This window comes from Dankookia sp. GCM10030260 (assembly GCF_042666655.1).
GTDB lineage: Bacteria > Pseudomonadota > Alphaproteobacteria > Acetobacterales > Acetobacteraceae > Paracraurococcus.
Map to the genome: position 1 here is coordinate 1 of NZ_JBHTDE010000091.1, position 716 is coordinate 716.

The 716-nt window shown below is 68.3% G+C and carries 1 protein-coding gene; it reads right to left on the reverse strand.

Features of this window, described 5'->3' with window-relative positions; genetic code table 11:
* A partial coding sequence (locus ACFQS7_RS30980; protein WP_380070990.1) for a KilA-N domain-containing protein occupies positions 1-695 on the reverse strand: 695 nt, incomplete at its 3' end.
* Between the last annotated feature and the right edge of the window lie 21 nt (positions 696-716).

Here is a 716-nt window from a genome sequence, read left to right on the forward strand (position 1 = left end):
CCGCCATAGGTCAGCTCGGCATGGCACGCCCCGCAGATCAACCACCCATGCTCCGGCTTGTTCAGGCCGCGATGAAAGAAGTGGTCGAAGGCGGCGCTGGCCACCGGCCGGTTGGCCTCGGTGAGAACGGGCTCGCGCATGCAGCAGGGGCACTGGCCCTCGTAGGGCTCGCCCGTCACCACCTCGAGGATGATGCCGCGGCTCAGCCCGGTAAACTCCAGCCGGTTGCCCAGCACCAGCTCCTGCGCGGATAGCTGCAGGAACATCAGGTCTGCGAAGTGCCGGTCGAGGATGTCGAGCCGGCGATTCAGGTCGCGGAACTGCTGGGCGAGGTGCAGCAGCAGCGGATCGTTGTCCGCCGTGGGCAGGCTGCCGCGCCATTCCATGGCGCGGCGGACCACCGTGTTGCACCAAAGGTGGAACGCCGGGGAGAGATATCGGGCATAGGCCAAGGCCAGATGCCAGTGCGCCCAGGTGCCGCCGTGGCGGCCGCGGGCGGTGGCAACGAAGCCGTCGGGGTCGAGGCGGATAATATCATCCTGGATGATATTTGGGCTGACCGGCTCGTCGAGCTCGGTCCAGTGCGCCCCTGCATGGGCGCGAAAGCGCGTGGTCTCCTCGAGCACCAGCCAGTGGATCGGGCGCCGGTACTCCGGGCCGCCGGCTGCCCGCCACATGTCGGTCAGGTTCAGCATGGCGCCGCGGAGGCGGATGGG